The sequence below is a fragment of the Streptomyces sp. NBC_01431 genome, assembly GCF_036231355.1.
Lineage (GTDB): Bacteria > Actinomycetota > Actinomycetes > Streptomycetales > Streptomycetaceae > Streptomyces.
Map to the genome: position 1 here is coordinate 1,274,820 of NZ_CP109496.1, position 18,775 is coordinate 1,293,594.

18 protein-coding genes are annotated in these 18,775 nt (G+C 70.5%); 4 read left to right on the plus strand and 14 right to left on the minus strand.

Going from position 1 to position 18,775, the window contains the following annotated elements; translation table 11 throughout:
* The first annotated feature begins 37 nt into the window (after positions 1-37).
* The gene (locus OG522_RS06080; RefSeq protein WP_329461901.1) at positions 38-1,111 is read left to right on the plus strand and encodes an ATP-dependent DNA ligase; all 1,074 of its coding nucleotides are present in this window, start codon (positions 38-40) and stop codon (positions 1,109-1,111) included.
* On the opposite strand, the gene OG522_RS06085 is transcribed toward OG522_RS06080, so the two are convergent.
* The 14 genes from OG522_RS06085 to OG522_RS06150 form a co-directional block, all read right to left on the minus strand.
* Positions 1,097-2,299 (minus strand): lytic transglycosylase domain-containing protein, encoded by a 1,203-nt coding sequence (locus OG522_RS06085; RefSeq protein WP_329461902.1) that lies wholly within the window; start codon positions 2,297-2,299, stop codon positions 1,097-1,099. The genes OG522_RS06080 and OG522_RS06085 overlap by 15 nt on opposite strands.
* Positions 2,296-3,036, minus strand: a complete 741-nt coding sequence (locus OG522_RS06090) for a hypothetical protein (protein ID WP_329461903.1) — start codon at positions 3,034-3,036, stop codon at positions 2,296-2,298. The genes OG522_RS06085 and OG522_RS06090 overlap by 4 nt, the downstream gene beginning before the upstream one ends.
* Before the next feature lie 85 nt (positions 3,037-3,121).
* The gene (locus tag OG522_RS06095; protein WP_329461904.1) at positions 3,122-3,649 is read right to left on the minus strand and encodes a hypothetical protein; all 528 of its coding nucleotides are present in this window, start codon (positions 3,647-3,649) and stop codon (positions 3,122-3,124) included.
* Between the two features lie 141 nt (positions 3,650-3,790).
* Entirely contained in the window at positions 3,791-4,489 is a 699-nt protein-coding gene (locus OG522_RS06100) for a hypothetical protein (RefSeq protein WP_329461905.1), read from the minus strand.
* A 25-nt stretch (positions 4,490-4,514) separates the two neighbouring features.
* Entirely contained in the window at positions 4,515-4,979 is a 465-nt protein-coding gene (locus OG522_RS06105; RefSeq protein ID WP_329467502.1) for a hypothetical protein, read from the minus strand.
* 56 nt (positions 4,980-5,035) lie between these two features.
* Entirely contained in the window at positions 5,036-6,322 is a 1,287-nt protein-coding gene (locus OG522_RS06110; protein ID WP_329461906.1) for an MlaD family protein, read from the minus strand.
* Complete coding sequence (locus OG522_RS06115; protein WP_329461907.1) at positions 6,322-7,473, minus strand: MCE family protein; 1,152 nt, start codon at positions 7,471-7,473, stop codon at positions 6,322-6,324. Before OG522_RS06115 ends, OG522_RS06110 begins: the two co-directional genes overlap by 1 nt.
* Positions 7,474-7,478: 5 nt before the next feature.
* Positions 7,479-8,603: an MCE family protein gene (locus OG522_RS06120; RefSeq protein WP_329461908.1), complete on the minus strand. Its 1,125-nt coding sequence runs from the start codon at positions 8,601-8,603 to the stop codon at positions 7,479-7,481.
* Positions 8,600-9,613, minus strand: a complete 1,014-nt coding sequence (locus OG522_RS06125; protein WP_329467503.1) for an MCE family protein — start codon at positions 9,611-9,613, stop codon at positions 8,600-8,602. The genes OG522_RS06120 and OG522_RS06125 overlap by 4 nt, the downstream gene beginning before the upstream one ends.
* An 83-nt stretch (positions 9,614-9,696) precedes the next feature.
* A complete protein-coding gene (locus OG522_RS06130; RefSeq protein ID WP_329461909.1) occupies positions 9,697-10,728 on the minus strand; it encodes an MCE family protein in 1,032 nt (343 codons plus the stop codon).
* Positions 10,725-11,978 carry an MCE family protein gene (locus OG522_RS06135; RefSeq protein ID WP_329461910.1) on the minus strand — a complete coding sequence of 418 codons (1,254 nt, stop codon included), beginning with the start codon at positions 11,976-11,978 and terminating at the stop codon, positions 10,725-10,727. The genes OG522_RS06130 and OG522_RS06135 overlap by 4 nt, the downstream gene beginning before the upstream one ends.
* The gene (locus OG522_RS06140; protein WP_329461911.1) at positions 11,975-12,778 is read right to left on the minus strand and encodes an MlaE family ABC transporter permease; all 804 of its coding nucleotides are present in this window, start codon (positions 12,776-12,778) and stop codon (positions 11,975-11,977) included. Before OG522_RS06140 ends, OG522_RS06135 begins: the two co-directional genes overlap by 4 nt.
* Before the next feature lie 3 nt (positions 12,779-12,781).
* A complete protein-coding gene (locus tag OG522_RS06145; RefSeq protein WP_329461912.1) occupies positions 12,782-13,618 on the minus strand; it encodes an MlaE family ABC transporter permease in 837 nt (278 codons plus the stop codon).
* Entirely contained in the window at positions 13,615-14,598 is a 984-nt protein-coding gene (locus OG522_RS06150; protein ID WP_329461913.1) for an ABC transporter ATP-binding protein, read from the minus strand. The genes OG522_RS06145 and OG522_RS06150 overlap by 4 nt, the downstream gene beginning before the upstream one ends.
* Before the next feature lie 775 nt (positions 14,599-15,373).
* Between OG522_RS06150 and OG522_RS06155 the strand changes: the two genes are divergently transcribed.
* The 3 genes from OG522_RS06155 to OG522_RS06165 all read left to right on the plus strand — a co-directional run bounded on the left by OG522_RS06155 (position 15,374) and on the right by OG522_RS06165 (position 18,697).
* Positions 15,374-16,006 carry a hypothetical protein gene (locus OG522_RS06155; protein ID WP_329461914.1) on the plus strand — a complete coding sequence of 211 codons (633 nt, stop codon included), beginning with the start codon at positions 15,374-15,376 and terminating at the stop codon, positions 16,004-16,006.
* A 120-nt stretch (positions 16,007-16,126) separates the two neighbouring features.
* Entirely contained in the window at positions 16,127-17,656 is a 1,530-nt protein-coding gene (locus tag OG522_RS06160) for a DUF6801 domain-containing protein (protein ID WP_329461915.1), read from the plus strand.
* Between the two features lie 93 nt (positions 17,657-17,749).
* A complete protein-coding gene (locus tag OG522_RS06165) occupies positions 17,750-18,697 on the plus strand; it encodes a hypothetical protein (protein WP_329461916.1) in 948 nt (315 codons plus the stop codon).
* The last annotated feature ends 78 nt before the right edge of the window (positions 18,698-18,775 follow it).

Below are 18,775 nucleotides of genomic sequence, written 5' to 3' on the forward strand. Positions count from 1 at the left end.
AGGGCATCAATGCCGCATATCGGTGAGAATCGATTGTATGGATCTCCCGGTGATGCCACCCGTGAAGCCGATGCTCGCCAAGTCCGTGGCGAGGATTCCGCCCGGCATGCAGTACGAGGCGAAGTGGGACGGGTTCAGGGCGATCGTGCACCGAGACGGTCCGGAAATCGTCATCGGCAGCCGCAACGGCAAGCCGCTGACCCGCTACTTTCCCGAACTGGCCGAGGCTCTCGTGGAGCGCCTGCCCAGGCGCTGCGTCGTGGACGGCGAGATCGTCATCGCCCATGAGGGACGGCTCGACTTCGACCGGCTCACCGAGCGCATCCATCCCGCGGCCTCCCGGGTGAAGCTGCTCGCAGAACGGACCCCGGCGAGTTTCATCGCCTTCGACCTGCTGGCCCTCGGCGACGCCTCGCTCCTGGACACCCCGCAGGCCGAGCGGCGGTCGGCGCTCGAAAAGGCCCTGGACGGGGTCACCGCGCCGGTACACCTGGCGCCCGCGACGACGGACGTGGAGGTGGCCCGGATGTGGTTCGACCAGTACGAGGGCGCCGGACTCGACGGCGTGGTCGCCAAGCCGCTCGACCTCCCCTACCGGCCCGACGCCCGCCTCATGTACAAGATCAAACACGAGCGCACGGCGGATGTCGTGGTGGCCGGATACCGCCACCACAAGAGCGGCCCGGTGGTCGGCTCGCTCCTGCTCGGCCTGTACGACACGACGGGCAGCCTCCAGCACGTCGGGGTGTGCGCCGCCTTCCCGATGAAGCGGCGCGCCGAGCTCATCGAGGAGCTGGCTCCGCTGCTCATGGACGACCCGGTGGCCCAGGGCCATCCCTGGGCGGCCTGGGCCGAGGAAGCGGCGCACGAGAGCGCCCGGCTGCCCGGTGCGACGAGCCGCTGGACCGGCAAGAAGGACCTGTCGTGGGTGGCGGTGCGGCCGGACCTGGTGGCGGAGGTCGCGTACGACCACATGGAGGGCGACCGGTTCCGGCACACCGCGCAGTTCCGGCGCTGGCGCCCGGACCGCACCCCGGCGAGCTGCACCTACGCCCAGCTGGAGGAGCCGGTCCGCTACGACCTGGCGGAGGTCTTGTCAGGGGGTGGGTGAGGGGCAGGCCGGACCCGCCGGCGTTCCGGTGGGGGTGGGCGTCGCCGTCGCGGTCGGGGACGCGCCGGGACAGGCCGGCAGCCCGGGGCTGCCCGACGGCGAGGGCCCCGGGCTCCCCGAAGGACCAGGGCTCGCGGACGGCGAAGGAGACGGACCCGGGCTCTGGGACGGCGACGGCGGCAGCGACGCCGAGGCACTGGCCGCGGGCGGCGTCGGGACCGGGGCCGAGGGGTGGTCGCTGGGCTGCGGCCCGATGACGATGCCGCCGCCCTGCCCGGCGCCCTTGTCCGCGCCGAGCTGCCCGGCGCTGCCCGCGCCCGGCGTGGTCGGCAGTACCCCCTTCCCGTCCGGCACGGCATGGGTGCCCCGACGGTAGAAGTCCAGCCACGACAGGACGGTCCGCAGATAGTCGGCGGAGTTGTTGTAGCTGAGCACCGCACGGTTCAGGTCCGCCGAAACCGCCACGTCACGCGAGTCCGCGCACAGATAGACCCCCGCGGCCAGCGCCGAGTCGAAGACGTTGTTGGGATCTTTCACACCGTCACCATTGCCGTCCTGGCCCCAGGTTGCCCAGGTCGACGGGATGAACTGCATGGGCCCGACCGCGCGGTCGTAGCGCGTGTCACCGTCCAGTGTGCCGTGGTCGGTATCGGCGATGGCGGCGAAGCCCGAACCGTTGAGCACGGGGCCCAGGATCGGGCTGAGGGTCCTGCCGTGCGCGTCGACGCGTCCGCCGCCCGCGTGTCCCGATTCAACCTTGCCGATGGCGGCGAGCAGCTGCCAGGGAAGGTGACAGCGGGGCCGGGTCACCCGCAGCCCCGACTGCGCCTGCTGGTACGCGGCGAGCACGGTGGCCGGGATGCCCTCCTGCGTCCACACCGGATCGATCACCCCCACGGTCGGCGGCGCGCTCGGGGGCCGCGAAGACGAGACCGGCGGCGGCAGTTCGGTGTGGTACGAGCCGTCGGACGGGGGCTGTTCGGCCACGGGGACGGGCCCGCCTACCGCGGGCTTGTCCTGGTGCGGCGGCGCGGCGGCGTGCAGCAGCCCCGGGGCCTGCGAGGCGGTGAGCGCGGCCAGCACGGCGGCCGCGACCGTGGTGGCGGCCAGCCCGCGCCGCAACCGCTGCCCGCCGGGCAGCGCGCGCCCTGCACACCCGTTGCCGCTCAAGTACTCCAGCGCCTTCATGAGCCCTGCCCGAAGGTGTCGATGGCGGAGATCTGCCAGGTGCCGCTTCGTTCATGCACCACGTCAACGGCGAACATCGCTGCTGCGTACGTCGTTTCGGGCTTCTTGCCCGCGGTGCGCGTACTGCTCTGGTCGGCGTAGACGAGGACCCGGGCACGCGAGCCGTCGATCATCTCCACCCCGCTCTCCGTCACGGTCGTCGTCAGGACGAGTTTTTGGTCCTTGGCCTGTGCGCGCACGGTGGCGAGCATGTCGCGATGCTGCTGAACCGCCTTGCCGGTGAGGAGAGTTGAGGCCGCCTTGTCGGCAGGGGCGGTGTCCGCGTAGTTGTACGAGAACAGCGCGGCGACGGCTTTGGCGGTCTGGCCCTTGATCTCGCTGGTACGGGCGAGATCGGTGAGGGCGGCGTTCCGCACGGCCGGGTCGGACCGCAGGGCGTCGGCCCGGGTGGCGGCGAGCGCGCCGAACGCGCCGAGCAGGACGATGAGCGCGCACAGGACGGCGGGCAGCCGGATGGAAGGCAGACGGTCGAGGGACCTCCGGACGGCGGACGACCGCGGTGCGGGGTGCGGCGGCGAGGGCGCGCGAGCGGCCTTTCGGGATTCGTAACCACCCCGCGACTTGGGCGAGTTGGCAAGCACACTCGTCCGCTCCGGCGGCGGCTCGGTGACGGTGCGGGCGACACTGGCGTTCGCCAGACGGCGCCGGCGGTTGACCAGGTGGCGGGTCGTCGACATGGGCGGGGGCTCCTGTTCTGGCGGAAGGGCTGCGGAGGGGGCGAAAGGTGGGGATGGCCGCGGACGAGCCGGAAGAAGGAGGGGCTCAGTTGGGCGCGTTGCTGCCGACCGGGGCCTGGCCGAGGGCGCTCAGCTTCCAGCCGGCGGGCGTACGGGTGAGTTCGCCGAGCATCCGGCTGTCCTTGGCGGCGGGCTGCTGCTTGGGCGCCTGCACGGTGATCCGCAGTGACACCATCACCCTGGCCTTGCCCGCCCGGTCGTCCAGCTCGGTGACCGCGCCGTCCAGCACCTTGGCGGTGGTGACGGTCTGAGCCTGCCGCACCTGCTTCTCGAACTCGCCTCGTCCATCGGACAGTTGCTGGTGCAGATCACCGGTCGTGGAGGCCTGCCACAGATCGAGGCCGTGCGCCACGTCCTTGTGGTCGAGGGTGGAGAGGTTCTGCACGGCCTGCTCGCCGACCGCGAGGACCTCGTCACGGGAGGCGGCGTAGGCGACCGTGTCGTCGTGCGCCGCGCTGTACCAGGACCAGCTCGCCCATACCGCGAAGCCGCCCACGAGCAGGGTGAGCGACATCGCGGCGACGAGCAGTGGCTGGGCGGTGATGCGTGCCATGTTGGTTCTCATCCCTCTCGCAGGATCCGTGCGACGGCGGGCGGTTCGGTCGCGGCCCGTTCGGGGCGGTTCGGTTACGGAACGGTTCGTTGCGGGCGGTTCGGCTGCGGGCGCTGCGGTTGCGGGCGCTGCGGTTGAGGTCTAGCGGGCCTGGATATCCGTGATCTGCCAGTTCCCGCCGGTGAGTTGGGCGGTGATGGACAGCTGCGCGGCGGCGGTGGTGGCGGGCTTGCCCGCGCGCTGCGCCCGCTGGTCGAGGAAGACCAGGAGCTCCGCCCGGTCACGGGTGAGCCGGGTGACCCCCGCGCGTACGACATGAGTGGTCAGCGTCAGCTTCTGCTCGGCGACGCGCTGCCTCAGTTCGCCGAACAGTGCCGCATATTGACCGGCGGCCCTGCCCCCGAGCAGCTCGCGCCCGGCGTCCTGCGTCGAGCTGGTGTCCTGCGGGGCGTACGAGAACACCTTGCCGAGCGTGTTGCTGACGTCGCCGATGACACGCGTGGTGGCACCCGTGTCGGAGAGCGCGTGGTTCGCCAGGCCTGGGCTGTCCTCCAACTGCCGTGCCGCGAAGAGGAGTCCGCCTGCGGCCAGGAGGAGGGCGCTGGTCGCGACGAGGCCCAGCACACGGCGGGCGCGACGGCGACGCGGCTCGGGGTCGGAGGCGTTTTCCTGAGGGGCCTGGTCGTCGGCCGCACCCTCGGAAGCCGTGAAGTCGTCGTTGCCCGCGGGCCCGGGGGGCGCGGCGCCGCTACCGGTCGGCTCGCAAAACCCTGACGGTGACGGATCGACCGGCTCCTTCTCGGGCCGCCCCTTCACGGGGTGCGGTTTCGTTGTGCGCACGCGGTTTCTCCCTACCGGTCGGGGGTCAGGGCGCGGTGACCGGGACCGCGCTGAGTGCCTTCAACTTCCAGCCGGAGCCGGTGCGTTCCAGCGTGGCTTCCAGGCGTTTGCGGTCCGTGCCGGCCGCGCCCGTGGCCGCGGTGAGCTGGACTTGGACGGTCGCGATGACCTTCGCCGTGCCGGAGCGGTCGTCGAGTTCGGTGACGGCGGCGTCCGTGACGGTGCCGCGCGCCGACGCGGCCGGTCTGCCCGTACCGGCCCGGCTCAGTTCCTCGTGGAGCGGTCCGGTCGAGGAGTCGAGCCAGCCGCGCAGCGCCGCGTCGGGGTGGGCGGCATCCAGCGTGGACAGCGCGGCGATCTGCGTCCGCCCCGCCTTCAGCGCCGCGTCGCGCGATGCGGCGTACGCGACCGAGGAGTCGTCCCGGGCCTGCGCGTAGGTCAAGCCCGCGTAGGCGCAGAACGCGGCCGAGACCGTCAGGGCGGCGGCCATGAGGACGCGGCGCGGCCGGCCGGTCCTACCGAGGCCGTTCTCACGCTCGTCCCCCGTCACGGACGTCCCCCCTGTTCGCCGTTGCCGGCCGTCATGCCGAGGAGGCCCGCGAGGTCCGACGGGCCGCCGGCGGGGAGGGCAGGCAGGGCCAGCGCTCCGGGGAGCGGTGTCGACGGGGTCGCGGTGGCGGGCCTCGGGGGCAGCGAACCCGGGGTCGCCGGGGCCGGGACCGGACCTCCGCCGGGGGCGTGCGCCGAGCCGCGGACGTCCATGCCGCTGCTCGCGGGCGCGGCGCACCTGGCCTTGGTGTTGAGGTTCGGGGTGTCGAGCGTTTCGAGGCCGTTGCGGTACGTCGTGCCGCCGTATCCGTCGGTGCAGGGCAGCGGCGCGAAGAAGGTGACCGCCATGCCGAGGTTGGCCCCCTTGCCGTCGATGGCGGTGGCACCGGCGGCGGCCAACGGGGGCAGTTTCACCAGGAGTTCCTCGATTCCGCGCTGCCGGGTGACGGCCACGTCCGCCGTGGTCAGTAGGTTGGCGAGCACCACGCCGAGCTGCGGATCCAGGTCCCGCAGCAGTCCGCTGATCTGCCCGGCCGCATCCGGCGCGGCGGCGATCAAACGGCGCAGATCGGTGTCGGATCCCTTCAGCGTGGCCGCGAGCTGCTGTGCCCCCGACGCGAACGTCTTGATGGCCCGGCCCTCCTCGGCCTGAGTGCGCAGCACGGTTTCGCCGTCCGCGAGCAGCGTCGTGGTGGTGGGCAGCGCCTTGTCGGCCGCCTTCACGAAGTCGCCTCCGTTGTCGAGCAGCACTTGGAGGTCGTCGCCCCGCCCCTCGAAGGCCTTGCCGAACTCGTCGACGACGGTGCGCAGCGAGTCCAACGGCACTGACGCGGCGAGGTCGTTGACGCCGGTGAGCACGGTGGTGACGGGCGCCGGGGTCCGCGTCGCGTACTGGGCGATCTCCGCGCCGTCTCCGAGGTAGGGCGCCCCCGTGGACGTCGGCCGCAAGTCGATGTACTGCTCGCCGACTGCGGACAGGTTGGCCACGACGGCCTCCAGGGCGCTGGGTATGGGCGGCGCCGAGTTGTCGATGCGCAGCTCGGCGACCACCCCGTCGTCGGTGAGGTCGATGGGCCCGACGCGGCCCACCGACACGCCCCGGTAGGTCACGTTGGAGTGGGTGAACAGGCCGCCGGTCTCGGCGAGATGGACCTTCACCGTGTAGTAGTCGCGGATGCCGACGTAATGGCCGACATCGGCGTACGTGAACCCGGTGTAGCCGAGCACCAGCACCCCGATGACGAGGAACGCGAGGTTCTTGAGCCTGGTGGCGAGGGTCAGCATCAGCGCGTTCCCCCCGTGCCACCGACGGCAGGCAGGCCGAGCGGCGCCTTGGCCGCGGGCGGTGAAGTGATCGGCGGGATGATGCGGGTGCCGGGTACGGCCGCCACATCGAGATAGACGTTCAGGTAGTCGCCCTTGATGCCGCGCAGCACCTCGTCCGTGAACGGGTAGGTGAGCAGCACTTGAAGCGAGTCCGGCAGGTCCTTGCCGGAGTCCGCCAGCGCCTTGAGGCTGGGTGCGATCGCCTTCAGATCGGCCACCATGTCGTCCTTGCTCTTGTTGATCGTGGAGACGGCGACCGTGGAGAGGGTGTCGAGGGACTTCAGCATCGTGAGCAGTGAACCCCTTTGGTCCTCAAGGACTTTGAGGCCCGGGGACAGCCCGGTCAGGACGGTGCCGACCTGCTGCTTGCGGGTGGCGAGGGTCGTGGAGAGCCGGTTGACGCCGTCGAGCGCGTCGGTGATGTCGCCGCGGTGCCCGTCGAGATCGGTGACCAGGGTGTCGACGCGCCGGAGCATCGAGCGGACCTCCGGCTCACGGCCGCCGATCGCCTTGTTGAGCTCGGTGGTGATCGTCTTGAGCTGGTTGACACCGCCCCCGTTGAGCAGCATCGAGAGCGCCCCCAGCACCTCCTCCACCTCGGGGTTGCGGTTGGTGCGCGCGAGGGGGATGGCGGCACCGGGTCCGAGGCTGCCCCGCGCGGTCTCCTTGGTCTCCTTCGCGGGCGCGGAGAGCTGGACGAACTTCTCGCCGAGGAGGCTGGACTGTTCCAGCTGGGCATAGGCGTTGGCGGGGAGCTTCACGTCTCCCCTGATCCGCATGGTGACGTTCGCGGACCAGCCGTCCGGCGCGAGCGACACCTCGGTGACCCGCCCGACGGCGACGTCGTTCACCTTCACCGCGACCTGCGGCACCAGGCTCAGGACATCGGCGAAGTCGGCGGTGATGTCGTAGGGGTGGGCGCCGAGGTCGGCGCCGCCGGGCAGTGGCAGTTGGTCGATGCCGGAGAACGACGGCACCGAGCAACCGCCGAGGGTGAGGGCCAGGGCGACGAGCGCCGCGACGCCCGCGCCAAGGCCCGCGACGGCCCGCCTGCTGACCCTCCGGCCGCTCAGCGCCTGACGGGCGGACCGTATCCGGCGGGTGGCCATCGCTCTCATCCCCGGCCCCCGCCCGTGGCCGCGGCATCGGCCGCGCTCCCGTACACCGTCCCGACGGCGGGCAGCGGCAGCGCCGGGAGCGCCTTCAGGCGGGCTTGCGGCACCGGTAGGAGTGCCGCGCTGCCCGCTGTCGCGGGGTGGGGCGGGAAGACGATGTCACCGCCCATGCTGATCTCGTTGATGTCGCCCCGGCCGTCGAGGGTGCGGTGCGCCGGGTCGTAGGCGTTGAGCGCGTTGCCGGCGGCCAGGGGTGCGGTGTCCAGGGCTTCGGCGAGCGAGGCCCGCTGGTCGACCAGGATCTGGGTGAGCGGGACGAGCTTGTCGACCTCGGCCTTGAGGCTGCCGCGGTTGTCCTGGATGAACGTCTTCACCTCGCCCAGCGCCGTACCGAGCTCCTTGAGCGCGCCCGCCAGGTTGTCCTTGTTGTCGGCGAAGAACGAGGTGACGTCGGCGAGTTGGTTCTGGGCGTCGCGTACCGCGCCGTCCTTGTCCTTCAGCATGGTGGTGAACGTCTGTAGATGGGAGAGCGTGGCGAAGAGGTGCTCGCTGCTGCCGTCCAGGGTTTTGGCCGCCTTGCCGAACTGCTCGACGAAGTCCCCGATCGCGGCCCCGTTTCCGTCCAGGTTCTTCGCCCCGGTGTCGAGCAGGCCCGAGAGTGCTCCCGTCGCGTTCGCCCCGTTGGGGCCGAGGGACTTGCTGAGCTGGGTGATGGACGCGTACAGCTGGTCGACCTCCACGGGCGTGGCGTTGCGGGAGGCGGGCAGCTCTGCCCGGTCGGAGAGCTCAGGTCCCCCGGTGTAGGCGGGGGCGAGCTGGACGTACCGGTCGGCGACGACGCTGGGTGAGACGATCGCGGCCCGGACGTCCTTGGGCACCCGTACACCCCGGTCGAGTGTCACGACGACCTTGACCTGTTTGCCCTGCGGGGTCACCGAGTCGACCTCGCCCACTTTCACGCCGAGGATCCGCAGATCGGAACCGGGGTAGATCCCGACGGCGTGGTCGAAGTAGGCGGTGATGCGCTTCCCGCCGGAGTCGGCGAACACGCGCAGACCGCCGAGCACCACCGCGATGATCACCGCGAGGGCCGCGACGACCGTGAGGGCGCGTCGCCGGGTCATGAGTAGCCTCCGTTCTTCGGCGGCATGCAGCCGGCTTTCGGGAGGGAGCCCGCGGGGAGGTAGTTCCCCGGGACGAGCCCACAGAGGTAGGTGTCGAACCAGCGGCCGTTGCCGAGGGTGTTACCGACGAGCCGGTAGTAGGGGCCGGCGAGGGCCAGCGTGCGGTCGAGTCCCTGCTGGTTCTTGACGAGGACGTCGGTGACGCGGCCCAACGCCGCGAGCGTGGGACTCAGTTGGGCCGAGTTGTCCTTCACGAGACCGGTGAGCTGGGTGCCGAGGCCCCGGGTGCCGGTGAGCAGTGCCTGGATGGCGTCGCGGCGCTGCTTGAGTTCGCCGAGCAGCAGCCCGCCGTCGTCGATGAGGGTCTCGAAGCTGCTCTTCTTGTTGGCGAGGGTCTTGGTCAACTGCTCGCTGCCCTTGAGGAGTTGGGCGAGCTGGGTGTCACGCTGGGAGACGGTCTTCGAAAGCGCCGAGAGCCCGGACACGGCGGTGCGCACATCGGGCGGCGAGTCCTTGAAGGTCTCGGAGATGGTCTCGAAGCTCTTGGCGAGCTGGGCGGTGTCGATGTCGCCGATCGTGTTGCTGAGCCCCTCGAAGGCCTGGGTGACGTCGTACGGCGATGTGGTGCGGGCCAGCGGGATGCGGCTGGCGGGGTTCTGCCTGCCGCTGCCGAGCGGGTCGATCGCCAGGTACTTCTCGCCGAGCAGGGTCTTGATGGCGATCGCCGCCGTGGAAGCGTCGCCGATCCAGACGTCCTTCACCTTGAAGGTGACCTTCACCTTGGCGCCGTCCAGCAGGACATCGCGGACCTCGCCGACCTTCACCCCGGCGATCCGCACCTCGTCGCCGCCGCGCAGGCCGGCCGACTCGGAGAAGTCGGCGCTGTAGGTCGTGCCGCCGCCGATGAACGGCAACGAGCCCGCGTTGTACGCCGCGACGCCGACCAGGGCCAGGAGCAGCAGACCGACCAGGCTGACCGTGACGGGATTGCGCTCCTTCATCGGCTTCATGCGCCGCGGGCGCGGCAGGCCCAGGCGGCGCGGGCGCGGCGGACCGGAGCGGGCGAGCCGGGGGCGCACCGGTATGGGGAGTCTCATCCCTGGCACCTCGATTCGCTGACCGGGATGCCGGTGGGCGGGGCGCTGCCGTCCTCGGTGTTCACGCCGGACACCTTGGCTTCGCAGAGGTAGAGGTTGAGCCAGGATCCGTAGCTGGCGATGCGGGTGACGGCGCGCATCTTGTCGGGCGTCCTCTTCAGGAAGTTCTCGATCTGGGGCGCGCTGTCGGCGAGGTTCGCGGACAGTCGGCCGAGCTGTTTGACGTCCTCCTTCAGCGGCTCTCTGCCGTCCTGGAACAGCCCGGCGGTGACCGTCGTCAGATCGCCCATCGCGGCGATCGCCTCGCCGAGCGGCTTGCGGTCCCCCGCGAACCCCGATACGAGTTGCTGGAGCGTCACCACCAGGTCGTTGAAGCCCGCCTCGCGGTCGTTGACGGTGGTCAGGACGGTGTTGAGGTTGGTGATGACCTCGCCGATCACCTTGTCCTTGGCGGCGACGGTCGTGGTGAGCGAACCGATGTGCCGCAGCAGGCTGTCGACGGTGCCGCCCTCGCCCTGGAGGACCTGCACGATGGAGCCGGCGAGTTCGTTGACGTCCTTGGGCGAGAGCCCTTCGAACAGGGGCTGGAAACCGTTGAAGAGCTCGGTGAGGTCGAGGGCGGGGGTGGTGCGCTCGACCGGGATCGTCGCGCCGGGCGCCAGTGTCGCGCCCACCGCGCCGGCCCCCCGGCCCAGTTCGACGTACCGCTGGCCCACCATGTTGAGGTACTTGATGGCGGCGGTGGCCGTGCCCGGCAGGATCCGGCTGCGCTGCACGGAGAACGTGACCTGCGCGAGCCGCCGGTCGACGACCTCGACGCCGTCCACCTGGCCGACCTTCACTCCGGCGATGCGGACGCTGTCGCCCTCGATCAGACCGGTCGCATCGGTGAACCGGGCCCGGTACGTCGTGGTGTCGCCGACCCCGGTGTTGGCGATGGACAGCGCCAGGACGGTGGTGGTGAGTGCCGTCACCAGGACGAAGACCAGTGACTTGACGAGCGGACCCGTGATGCTGCGGCGGTTCACTTGATGGTCACCTCGCTCCCCCGCAGGACGGGTCCGACGAGCAGGCTGCTCCAGTTGGGCAGGGACTGCGGGGCCCGCTTCATGTCGGGGGCGAGCAGTTCGTTCACCAGTTGGTTCTCCTGCGGGGAGTTGGGCAGCCCGAGACCGGCGTCGCCGACCGCCGCCGTCCTGGCGGGAGCGCTCGCGGCGGGGAGCGGGACGCCGAGGTAGGGCACCGGGTAGCAGTGCGGGCCGTCGCCGGCCGGGTATGCGGGGGTGTCGCGCCCGGGGACGTACTTGCCGAGGGAGGGCACTGCCTTCACGGTGACGTGGAGTCCCGGCTCGTCCGTGCCCTTGCCCAAGGCCTTGTCCATGGCGGGGACGAAGCCGGAGAGGGTGCGCAGGGTGCAGGGGAAGGAGGCGGAGTACTCGGCGAGCAGTCGCAGCGTCGGGCGGCTCACCGCGCTGAGCCGGATGATGTTGTCCTTGTTCTGCTGGAGGAAGGCCGTGAGGTCCTGTGCGGTCGTGGTCGTACGGCCGTAGACGTCCAGGAGCCGGCTCTGCTGGTCGACGAGGGTGTTGGTGGTGGTCGTGGCGTCCGTGAGCGCTTTGAGGATGTCGGGGGCGGCGTCGCTGTAGGCCCGGGTGACCTGGACGAGCTGTTTCAGATCGGCGTTGAGGGCGGGCAGGTCCGGGTTGAACTTCTTCAGATGGGCATCCAGGGTGACGAGGGTGTCGCCGAGCTGGGTGCCGCGCCCGCGCAGCGCCTGGGCGACGGCGGACAGCGTGACCGACAGCTTCTCCGGCTTCACCGCGGTGAGCATCGGCAGCACGTGGTCGAGGACTTGCCCCAGTTCGATGGCGTCGCGGGAGCGGTCCTGCGGGATGACCGCATCGGCCGGGAGCGTGCTCGTGGACGGGTGCGACGGCGGTACGAGCGCCACGAACCGCTCGCCGAACAGGGTGGTCGGCAGCATCTGCGCGGTCACGTCGGAGGGCACGCGGCTGAGGCTGCCGGGCTGGAGGGCGAGGGTCAGCTTCGCTCCGTCGCCGTCGGCGCTGATGCCGCGGACCTCGCCGATGACGACGCCGCGCAGTTTCACCTCGGCGCCCGGGTGCATCTCGTTGCCGACGCTTCCGGTCTCGACGGTCACGGTGTCCGAGCGGGTGAAGTCCTTGTCGTACACGGCGATCGAGAGCCATATCAGCAGTGCCGGGACCAGCAGGAAGACGACTCCGGCGAGGCGTTGGCGTACGGTCCGCGCGTTCATCCGGCCACCTTCACGGTCGTGGTGGCACCCCAGATGGCGAGCGACAGGAAGAAGTCGGTGACGGCGATCAGCACGATCGCGTTGCGCACCGAGCGCCCCACGGCGACGCCGACACCGGCCGGTCCGCCGGTGGCGCGGAAGCCGTAGTAGCAGTGGGCCAGGATCACCAGCACGCTGAAGATGAGCACCTTGAGCACGGAGAGCAGGACGTCCGTCGGGGACAGGAAGAGGGAGAAGTAGTGGTCGAAGGTGCCGCGTGACTGGCCCTTGAAGACGACCGTGGTCATCCGGGACGCGAAGTAGGAGCTGAGCAGGCCGATCGCGTACAGCGGGACGATCGCGACGACGCCGGCGATGATTCGGGTGGTGACCAGATAGGGCAGGCTGCGTACGCCCATGCCTTCGAGGGCGTCGACCTCCTCGTTGATGCGCATGGCGCCGAGCTGGGCGGTGAAGCCCGCGCCGACGGTGGCGGACAGGGCGAGACCGGCGACCAGCGGGGCGATCTCGCGGGTGTTGAAGTAAGCGGAGACGAACCCGGTGAAGGCGGCGGTGCCGATCTGGTTGAGCGCGGCGTAGCCCTGGAGGCCCACCACGGTGCCGGTGAACAGGGTCATGGCGATCATCACGCCGATGGTTCCGCCGATGACGCCGAGGCCGCCGCTGCCGAAGGCGACCTCGGCGAGCAGGCGCTGGACCTCCTTGAGGTAGCGCCGCAGGGTGCGCGGGATCCACAGCAACGCCTTGACGTAGAAGGTGAGTTGGTCGCCCGACCGGTCGAGGAGGCTGAAGAGGCCCATCGTTCAGCCGCCCTTCGGGGGGACGATCTGGAGATAGATCCCGGTGAGGACCATGTTCACGAAGAAGAGCAACAGGAAGGTGATGACGACGGACTGGTTGACGGCGTCGCCGACGCCTTTGGGGCCGCCGCGCGGGTTGAGTCCCCGGTACGCGGCGACGATGCCCGCGATGAAACCGAAGATCAGCGCCTTGAACTCGCTGATGTACAGGTCGGGGAGCTGCGCGAGTGCGGAGAAGCTGGAGAGGTAGGCACCGGGGGTGCCGCCCTGAAGGATGACGTTGAAGAAGTAGCCGCCGAGCGTGCCGACGACGGAGACCATGCCGTTGAGCAGTACGGCCACGAACATGGTGGCCAACACCCGCGGTACGACGAGGCGTTGGACGGGTGAGACGCCCATGACCTCCATGGCGTCCAGCTCTTCGCGGATGGCGCGGGAGCCCAGGTCGGCGCAGATCGCCGAGCCTCCGGCGCCCGCGATGAGCAGGGCCACGATGAGCGGGCTGGCCTGCTGGATGACCGCGAGGACGCTGGCGCCGCCAGTGAAGGACTGGGCGCCGAGCTGCTGGGTGAGCGAGCCGACCTGGAGCGCGATGACGGCGCCGAACGGGATGGAGACGAGGGCCGCGGGCAGGATGGTGACGCTGGCGATGAACCAGAACTGCTCGATGAATTCCCGTAGTTGGAAGGGCCGGCGGAAGGTGGCTCCGACCACGGCGACGGCCAGCGAGAAGAGCCGGCCGGTCTGGCGGAGCGCGCCGAGGCCGGGAAGCGGGCGGCGCGGCACGGCGGGCGGTGGAGTGGGCGGGACCGGTGGGGTTCTCTCTGCCTCCGTCGTCATGACGTCGCCCCGCGGGCGGGCGCCATGCCGTCCTCGATGGCCCGCCGGGCCGCGGGCGGCAGCTGGTCGAGCATGCCGAGGACGCGCCGCTTGCGCCGCAGTACCGCACCGCGGGCGGGCAGTCCCGGCGAGGGTTCCAGTTGCGGCACCAGCGGGCGGGGTGGACTCGCCGGATTCCGGGCGCTGTTGAGCTCCTCCTTGGCGAGCGTCGCGGCGTCCTTCTCCTCGGACATCCCGATGGGGCCTTCGCGGCGGCCGCTGAGGAACTGGGCGACGACCGGCTCCTGGCTGGTCAGCAGCACCTCCCGGGGCCCGAAGGTGACGAGGTTGCGGCGGAAGAGCATCCCCATGTTGTCGGGGACGGTGGCGGCGATGTCCAGGTTGTGGGTGACGATCAGCATCGTCGCGTCGATCTGGGCGTTCAGGTCGATGAGGAGCTGCGAGATGAAGGCGGTGCGGACCGGGTCGAGTCCGGAGTCCGGCTCGTCGCAGAGGATGATCTGGGGGTCGAGCACCAGGGCACGGGCGAGTCCGGCGCGCTTGCGCATCCCGCCGGAGATCTCGCCGGGCAGCTTCTCCTCCGAGCCGAGCAGGCCGACCATGTCGACCCGCTCCATGACGATGCGGCGGATCTCCGACTCCTTCTTGCGGGTGTGCTCGCGCAGCGGGAAGGCGATGTTGTCGAAAAGGGACATCGAGCCGAAGAGCGCGCCGTCCTGGAACATGAGGCCGAAGAGCTTCCGGGTCTCGTAGATGTCGCGCTCGGGGCTGCTCACCATGTCGACGCCATTTATCAGGACCCGCCCGCGCTCCGGTTTGAGGAGCCCGATGATCGATTTGAGGAATACCGTCTTTCCAGTGCCGGAGGGACCAAGAAGGACGCTGACCTCACCCGCGGGCAGGGTGAGAGTGATGTCCTGCCAGATGTTCTGCTTGCCGAAGGACTTGGTCAGGCCCTCGACCACGACTTCAATTCCCATCCCACCTCCAGCAGGCCCGCACGAAGTGACACGAGTGCACCGAGAGGCGCACGGTAAGTTGACCAGTACCGCCGAAACAAGAACCCGGACCGTCACATCGGCGAAATCCCTTTTCCTTGTCACGCGTTGACAAGTTCCGGAGCCGGCCTCGCGGACGGCTGAGCAGAAAGTGAGCAGAAGCGGTGGTGCGCGAGGGCGGGGTGCCACGACCGAAGGGAGCTCGGCCGCGGCACCCCGGGGCAGCACCCTGGCCGGTAGGAGGGCCGGCCGGGAGCTTTGCCCGTGCGGATCCCGGCCGTTGGGGGGGCGGCGCCGGGAACGTGGACAAGCAGCGGATACGGGCCCGGACGAGCCGCCCCGGGCCGACCGCACATCGGACGCTACGGCCGGGTAACGTGGCTCGGCAATACCAGTTCCAGAAGTTTCCGCGAGCCCGGGTCCGGCCCTCGGCAACTTGTCACCGAAGTAGTAACTCCCTTCGCCAACTTGTCACCGATTGATGGGTTTCACCTGTCACCGCACACCGGGGCAGGGTTTATGCGCCAGGAACCGGAAGCCTGAGCAGGAATGCGGCGGTTCGCGACCTGGCAGTACGCACCGAACGACAAGAAAAACCGGCCGATTACTCAGCTGCGACACAAGGAACTCCCCTGCTCGGCACAATCTTGAACGGCGGGATTGTGCGCCGATGTTTCTCGCAAGTAACGTCCGCATCGTCACGGATCGTACGTGGCCGAATCCGTACCCGTAGCTGGTGAAATCGGAGGAAATTGCTGTGCGAAGCCCTCTTGGAAAGCTCGCTCTGGTATGCGGCGCCGCGACGGCCGCATTCGCCCTGGCGACCGCGCCCGCCATGGCCGCCTCGCCCACGAACTGGGTCGTCGGCCCCAACTCGCCCGAGAGTTTCACCGCCACGTCCACCAACGTGGTGCTCTCGATCAACGGCATCGACATGACGTGCACCTACGCGGACGCCGGGGGAACGCTCCAGAGCGCCACCGGGAACCCGGCCGCGGTCGGCAGCATCGACCCCGCGCACTTCGGCAGGTCCGGTGAGCCGTGCACCAGCTTCCTCGGCGCGGTGGACACCGTCGCGAACACGCCGTGGACGCTGGACGTGACCGACTACGACGCGGGCACCGGCGTCTCGCAGGGCTACATCTCAGGCGTCAACGCCCGTGTGTCCGTGGCGACTTGCGCCTTCACCGTGACCGGCACCGCGCACGGCACCTACACCAACTCGACCGGCGATCTGGCGATCGCGGCCAATCCGACCGAACTGACCGTCTCCGACCCGACGGCCGGCTGTTCGGGCGTGGTGGGCGCCGGTGACCACCCGTCGTTCCAAGGCGACTACTACGCGGTGGTCAGCGGGACCAGCACGCACCCCACCATCACCGGCTCGTAATGCCGCCTCACACCTCGCGCATGCCCGGGGCCGCCCGGTCCGGCCAACGGCCGGCCGGGCGGCCCACGGAATGCGGTGCGGGCACCGGCCGCCGTCCGGGCGAAGGGAGCTGAACGCCACGTGAAAGGAGCCCGGGGCTCGGCCGCGTGGCAGCCGGGAGTGCGCGCGCGCAGGTCCGTCGCGGCGGCCGTCGTGGTCCTGGCCGGTGTCGTGCCCGGCACGGGGGTGGCCCACGGCGATCAGCGGATCACCACCGAACTCACCTACAGCTGCGCGTTTCCGGCCGGGGCGCAGCCGGTGAAGGTCACGGTCGGCGCCAGGTTCCCGGACCGAGCCGCACCCGGCGTGCCCATCCGCGCCGCCGAGGTCAGCACGGCGCTCACCCTGCCCGATGCCGCCGTCGCCCAGCTCACCGCGCTCCATGCGACGACGACGGGCGCCACCACCCGGCTGACGACGCGGGTGACCCAGAACGGCGCTTTCGCCGACGCGTCCTGGCAGGGCACGGCGCCCTCCGTGCCGCTCGGCTCCCCCGACGGCGCGGTCCTCACCGCAACCGGCGAGGTTCCCACGGTCACCGCGAACAGTCCGGGCGACCTCACAGTGACGGCGACGACGCTGGCGATCGACTTCGCGCCGCGCACCGCGCAGGGCGCCGCCACCGACCCGGTCACCGTCCCGGTGTCCTGCACACCCGCCCCTGGAGCGGACGGCCTCCTCGCCAAGGTGCCCATAGCCGGGGCGTCGTCCTCGCCCACGCCGTCCCCCGGCTCCTCCGCGTCGTCGAAGCCCTCGCCCGACAAGGCGGCCGGCGCCTCGGCCGCCCCGCCCGAGATCGCCGCGCCCAAGGCGCAGGGGACGCCGTCCGCCACCGCGCCGGAGTGCCGCGGTGACACCACCCAGCCGCTCGCGCTCTCGGCGTACGCCACCGGGTACTCCAACGTCACCAAGCTGGGCGGCGCCTCGCTGATCCCGGTCTACTGCGCCAAGATCGTCCAGGGGCCCAACCAGCTCAAGCGCATCGAGGTCAGGCCCGGCGTCTTCGAACTCCATCTGCTCCAGCAGTCGCTCGGGCAGCTCGAATACCAGGGGCGCCGCGAGACACCACCCGCCCCCGCGACCTTCCTGACCTTCGGGTTCATGCCCACCACCGCCACGATGACACTGGAGCAGAGCGGGCCGATGACCATCGACTCGGATCTCAACAACACGGCGGGGCACGGCGAGACGTACATCAGGATTCCGTTGGTGCTGCACCTGGGCGATGTCAGGGTCAACGGGACACCGCTCGACGTCGGCCCCAACTGCCGTACCACCGGGCCGGTTTACTCCGCCGATCCGGATCCTGCGAAGAACACCAAGGACCACATGGTCCTGCTCGGGGTGCTGAAGAAGGGCACGGACACGGTCTGGCGCGGCTACTCGCTCTCCCGCGGCGGCCCGCTGGCCGGCTCCGTGACGATTCCGCCGTTCACCGGCTGCGGGGTGGGCGAGGACCTCAGCCCGCTGTTCACCGCCTCGGTGTCCGGGCCCGCCAACGCGGTCAAGCAGAACCAGGGAGCGCCGTGCGCCTCCGGCATCCCGGACGACCCCGCGAAGCTCTGCACCCCCGACAAGCAGCCGACGACCGTTCCGCCGCCGCTGCGCTGATTTCTGGCCAACTCAGCTGTACGTAGCGGCCGTTGACGCGGCCGATCACACATCCAGACGTCGCGAGCCGGGACGTCAGAGGGGACCGACCTCATGAGACCCGTATCCACTCGCCTGCGGGCGGGACTGCTGGCCGCAGGCACCGCCCTGACCCTTCTCCCGACGGCGGGGCCGGCCGCGGCGGACTCCGCTCCGGCGGCCCAACTGAACGGCAGCTGGGCCCCGTTCAGCCGTTGCCCGGTCGACGATCCGGCGATGCTGGCCGCCGACGGGCGCATCGACATCGTGCAGTGCATCGCCTCCCACTCGGCCGACGGCTCCATCAGACTGGGCAGCACCGAGGTCGTCACCGGCGCCAGCGACCTTCAGCTCGGCGTGGTGCAGCACGCCTCCGGCGCGCCCACCCTGATCGCCCCGGCGGGCGGCGCGCTCATCGCCGACCCGGCCGACATCCCCGGCGGGCTGCTCGGCCTGATGTGTCCCAGCGACATCCCCGTCATCAGCGACATCTGCCGGCAGATCACCAACAGCACCCTCAACCGGGTCACCGCGACCGTCGAATCGGCGGGCACCCCCAGTGACTTCAACCTCACGGCGGGCGCCACCACCGGTCGGCCGATCGTCGCGATACCCATCCGCATCCACCTCCAGAACCCGCTCCTCGGCGGCTCCTGCTACCTCGGCTCCGCCGCCCAACCCATCGTGCTGCGTCCGCAGAACCTCAACGCTCCGGCCCTCGGCATCCAGCGCTTCGACGCCGACGGCACGGTCGATGCGACCGGCGTCATGAACCGGCTCAGCCTGACCGGAGCGAACCAGGGCGACGCCACCTTCGCGGTGCCCGGCGCGAACGGCTGCGGTCTCGCCGGCCTGCTCGACTGGGCGGTCAACCTGAAGACCGGGCTGCCCTCGGCGGCCGGCCACAACAGCGTCGTACTGAACAGCGCGGCCACCTACCTGGCCGGACTGCACGCCCCCGGCACGGTCGTCCCCGACAACGGCAAGCTACTGGCGCAGTACTGGCACTCGGCGCTCCGCTAGCCCGCCCCCGCGCCCGGCCGGAGGCAGCGCGTCACCGGCCGGCCCGCGCGGAAACGGCCGACAACCGATCCCCCAAGA

Excerpts from the sequence above, each read along its gene's own strand:
- OG522_RS06080 (WP_329461901.1), top strand. The coding sequence starts at position 38 with ATGGATCTCCCGGTGATGCCACCCGTGAAGCCGATGCTCGCCAAGTCC.
- OG522_RS06085 (WP_329461902.1), bottom strand. The coding sequence starts at position 2,299 with ATGAAGGCGCTGGAGTACTTGAGCGGCAACGGGTGTGCAGGGCGCGCG.
- OG522_RS06090 (WP_329461903.1), bottom strand. The coding sequence starts at position 3,036 with ATGTCGACGACCCGCCACCTGGTCAACCGCCGGCGCCGTCTGGCGAAC.
- OG522_RS06095 (WP_329461904.1), bottom strand. The coding sequence starts at position 3,649 with ATGGCACGCATCACCGCCCAGCCACTGCTCGTCGCCGCGATGTCGCTC.
- OG522_RS06105 (WP_329467502.1), bottom strand. The coding sequence starts at position 4,979 with ATGGCCGCCGCCCTGACGGTCTCGGCCGCGTTCTGCGCCTACGCGGGC.
- OG522_RS06110 (WP_329461906.1), bottom strand. The coding sequence starts at position 6,322 with ATGCTGACCCTCGCCACCAGGCTCAAGAACCTCGCGTTCCTCGTCATC.
- OG522_RS06115 (WP_329461907.1), bottom strand. The coding sequence starts at position 7,473 with ATGGCCACCCGCCGGATACGGTCCGCCCGTCAGGCGCTGAGCGGCCGG.
- OG522_RS06120 (WP_329461908.1), bottom strand. The coding sequence starts at position 8,603 with ATGACCCGGCGACGCGCCCTCACGGTCGTCGCGGCCCTCGCGGTGATC.
- OG522_RS06125 (WP_329467503.1), bottom strand. The coding sequence starts at position 9,613 with ATGAAGCCGATGAAGGAGCGCAATCCCGTCACGGTCAGCCTGGTCGGT.
- OG522_RS06135 (WP_329461910.1), bottom strand. The coding sequence starts at position 11,978 with ATGAACGCGCGGACCGTACGCCAACGCCTCGCCGGAGTCGTCTTCCTG.
- OG522_RS06140 (WP_329461911.1), bottom strand. The coding sequence starts at position 12,778 with ATGGGCCTCTTCAGCCTCCTCGACCGGTCGGGCGACCAACTCACCTTC.
- OG522_RS06145 (WP_329461912.1), bottom strand. The coding sequence starts at position 13,618 with ATGACGACGGAGGCAGAGAGAACCCCACCGGTCCCGCCCACTCCACCG.
- OG522_RS06150 (WP_329461913.1), bottom strand. The coding sequence starts at position 14,598 with ATGGGAATTGAAGTCGTGGTCGAGGGCCTGACCAAGTCCTTCGGCAAG.
- OG522_RS06165 (WP_329461916.1), top strand. The coding sequence starts at position 17,750 with ATGAGACCCGTATCCACTCGCCTGCGGGCGGGACTGCTGGCCGCAGGC.